The sequence below is a fragment of the Streptomyces sp. NPDC054840 genome (genome assembly GCF_053611065.1).
Genome location: NZ_JBSGZP010000765.1, coordinates 1 through 3,247, shown reverse-complemented (window position 1 = coordinate 3,247; position 3,247 = coordinate 1). Strand labels below are relative to the sequence as shown.

Sequence of the window (3,247 nt, the reverse complement as noted above, 5' to 3'; positions counted from 1 at the left end):
GGCCGTCACCGGATGAGGACGAGGGTGCGGGCCGGGCTGCCGCGGCCCGAGGCGCGCGGGAACGGGGGTGCGGCGCGGTCATCGCGGGTGCACGCGGCCGGGGCCGGCCCTGTCCCGGCCGCCCGCCCTCCGGCCCGTAGAACCGGCAACCCGCCGGTCGGTGTCGGACCCGACGAGCCGGATGCACGGCAGGCTCAGGCCTCGTACTCGGTGAGGTCGATGCCGTGGATCTGCAGGAGGTGCCCGTACCGGGGGTCCGTGGTGTCGCGCTCCAGGACCATGCCGAGCTTGCGGATCACGTTCTCGGAGTCCTCGTTGCCCGCCCGGTTGATCGCGACGACCCGGCCCAGGCCCCGGTCCTGGAGGGCGAACTCCAGGGTGGCCTGGGCGGCCTCGGAGGCGTAGCCCTGGCCCCAGTACTGGCGGCCGAGCCGCCACGTGATCTCGGCGTCCGGCAGTGCCTCGGGCAGGTGCTCGGGGATCGAGAGGCCGACGGCGCCGATCAGCTCCCCGGAAGCCAGGAGCTCGACGGCGAAGATTCCGAAGCCCTCCTCGTCCCACTCCTCCTCCCAGCGCTCGATCTCCTCGGCGGTGCCGTCCAGGTCGAGGGTCTCGCCCTCGCCGATCCAGCGCATCACCTCCGCGTCGGCGTTGATCTCCGAAAGCGGGACGAGGTCGTCGTCGGTCCAGCGGCGGAGGAGGAGTCGGGGGGTACGGATCTCGGTCATGCCCACATCCTGCCGAAATTCCGCCGACCAGCGGTAATCGGCCGTTGCGGCGATGTTGCGGATGTGTGGCGGGCGCCGCGGGAAGGTTCCCGCGACTCGCCGCGGGCCTCTACGGTCCGTGAGAACCGCGACCAAGGAGTGCTCCTGCCATGTCCCTCGATCTGTCGGACGAGAGCCGGTACGACCGCACGCGCCTGCGGCAGTGGGTGCGCGGCCGCGCCCGCTCCGCCGGAGTGGACCGCCGTGATCTGCTGAAGCTGTTCGCGGTGGGGGCCGCCGCCGGATCGCTGGGCGTGGCCGCGGGCGGCGGCACGGCCTCGGCCGTCCCGGGAGTGACGGCCGCACCCGTCGCCGACCCGGTGCCCCGCACCGTCAAGTCGCTGCCGCCCGAACTGTTCATCCTTCGCGGTACGAACGCGGAGACGAACTTCGCGGCGTTGCGCGGCACGGGTGAGCTCACCCCGATCGACCGGTTCTTCGTGCGCAACCACACCTCCACCCCGCGGATCGATGCCGACGGGTGGCGGCTGAAGGTGTGGGGCGACGGGCTGGCGGGCGGCCCGCTGGAGCTGTCGTACGCGCGGCTGCGCGCCCTGCGGCCGGTGGAACGGACGCTGTTCATCGAGTGCGCGGGCAACGGCCGGAGCTTCTACACCACGCAGCAGGGTCAGCCCGTCACGGGCACCGCCTGGACCCTGGGCGCGATCGGCGTCGCACGCTGGCGCGGCGCGCGGCTGTCGGATGTCCTGCGCCTGGCGGGCGTGACCCGCGACGCCGTGGACGTCATGCCGCGCGGGCTGGATGACGAGGTGGTGGCGGACGGGGTGAACCTCGGGCGGGTGCGGCGCCCGCTGCCGGTCTCGAAGGCGCTGGACGACGTACTGCTGGCCTACGAGATGAACGGGCAACCGCTGCCGCCCGACCACGGCGGGCCGGTGCGCCTCGTGGTTCCGGACTGGGTCGGGATCTCGTCGATCAAATGGGTCGGGGACATCGAGGTGAGCGGGGAGCCGCTGTACTCGCCCTGGAACACCGACATGTACCGGCTGTTCTCGCCCGAGCACCCGGCGCAGGGCAGTGCCCCGCTGACCCGGCAGACCCTCAAGAGCGCTTTCGAGCTGGAGCCGGGGGCCACCGTTCCCGTGCACCGGACCCGGCTGCTGACCGGCCGTTCCTGGTCGGCGGCGGCACCGGTCACCCGGATCGACGTCAGCATGGACGGCGGCGGCCACTGGCGGCGGGCCCGGCTGCACGACACCCCGGGCCGGGGTGGCTGGGTGCGCTGGTCCGTGCCGTGGACCCCGCGGACCACGGGGGCGACCTCGCTGCTGGCGCGGGCGACCGACGCGACCGGGCGGACGCAGCCCGATCGGTCGGTCCACAACACGCAGGGGTACCTCTTCGACGCTGTGGTCCGCCACCCCGTGACGGTGTTCTGACCCGGCCCCCGGGCCCAGGGGGGTCACGGGGTGTGGAAGCGGACCTCCGGCGCGTCGGGGGACGGCCCGTCGAGCACGGGCTGCGGGCTGCCTCCCAGGTGCTGGTCGAAGAAGGCGCCGACGTAGCGCCGGGTCAGTTCGACGGAGCGGGCGCCGGGCAGCGGGGCCTCGTCGTCGGGCAGGCCCAGCTGTTCGCCGATCGCCGGGAAGTCGGTGAAGGTGAAGTGGCCGGAGTCGGCGAAGGTGATCCAGCGCTTCCAGCCGTCGAGCAACGGCCAGTCGCGGTCCCAGCTCGCGTTGCCGCCGGGGCCGCGCTGTTGTGCGCCGAGCAGCATGAAGGGTCGCCCGCCGAGTCCGGCCGCGGGGACCGGTGTGGAGAAACCGCCGTCCATGTTGACCCCGGCCAGGATCCTGCGGTCGGCGGCCATCGCGGCGGCGGCCCCGGCGCCGCCGATGGAGTGGCCGGCCATCGCGATGCGGCTCCTGTCGATGAGTCCGGCGTGGCGCCAGGCGGGGCTGCGTCCGGTGAGGCGGTCCAGGAGGAACGAGACGTCACGGGCCCGGGTGTCCCCGACGGTCCGGTAGCCCTCCTCGTCCTGCACCTTCTCGCAGGCCAGGCACCGCAGTACCCGCCCGCCGGGGAAGGCGGTGCCCACGCTCTCGTAGGCGTGGTCCACCGCGGCGACGACGTAGCCGCGGGAGGCCAGGTCCTCGGCGAGCGCGGTGAGGGTGGCCCGGTGGGCGGTGAACCCAGGGGAGAGCACGATCAGCGGGTACCGTCCGGCGGCCGGGCGGGCGCCCGTACGGCTGTGGGTCCGTGTGCCGGTCAGGGTCTCGACCGGGATCACCTGGTCCAGCCCGCGGTCGACGAGCAGCAGGCGGGCCTCTTCGGAGGTGAGGTAGCGGGCGGTGCGGCCGGTGTCGTGCCGCACCGGATAGCGCATGGTGACCATGAGCTCGCGCGGGCCCGAACCGGACCAGGGGTCCGTGCGGCTGCGGTCCACCAGGTGCAGGTCCTCCCGGCCGACCGCGAAACGGCCGGTGGGACGTGGGAGTTCCACCGTCGTGCGGTGTCTTTCG

3 protein-coding genes are annotated in these 3,247 nt (G+C 73.6%); 1 reads left to right on the top strand and 2 read right to left on the bottom strand.

What is annotated here, in order from left to right; translation table 11 throughout:
- Positions 1 to 194: 194 nt before the first annotated feature.
- Positions 195 to 728 (bottom strand): GNAT family N-acetyltransferase, encoded by a 534-nt coding sequence (locus tag ACWGIU_RS33650; RefSeq protein ID WP_453711899.1) that lies wholly within the window; start codon positions 726 to 728, stop codon positions 195 to 197.
- Between the two features lie 149 nt (positions 729 to 877).
- Between ACWGIU_RS33650 and ACWGIU_RS33645 the strand changes: the two genes are divergently transcribed.
- On the top strand, positions 878 to 2,167 hold the full coding sequence (locus ACWGIU_RS33645) for a sulfite oxidase (protein ID WP_453711898.1): 1,290 nt from the start codon (positions 878 to 880) through the stop codon (positions 2,165 to 2,167).
- Positions 2,168 to 2,190: 23 nt separating this feature from the next.
- Here the strand turns inward: ACWGIU_RS33645 and ACWGIU_RS33640 are convergent.
- Positions 2,191 to 3,247, bottom strand: a 1,057-nt coding sequence (locus ACWGIU_RS33640; protein ID WP_453711897.1) for an alpha/beta hydrolase family protein, incomplete at its 5' end; no start/stop codon positions are given.

What these genes read in the sequence shown, in the direction of transcription:
- ACWGIU_RS33650 (WP_453711899.1), bottom strand. Translation starts at nt 728, where the DNA reads ATGACCGAGATCCGTACCCCCCGACTCCTCCTCCGCCGCTGGACCGAC.
- ACWGIU_RS33645 (WP_453711898.1), top strand. Translation starts at nt 878, where the DNA reads ATGTCCCTCGATCTGTCGGACGAGAGCCGGTACGACCGCACGCGCCTG.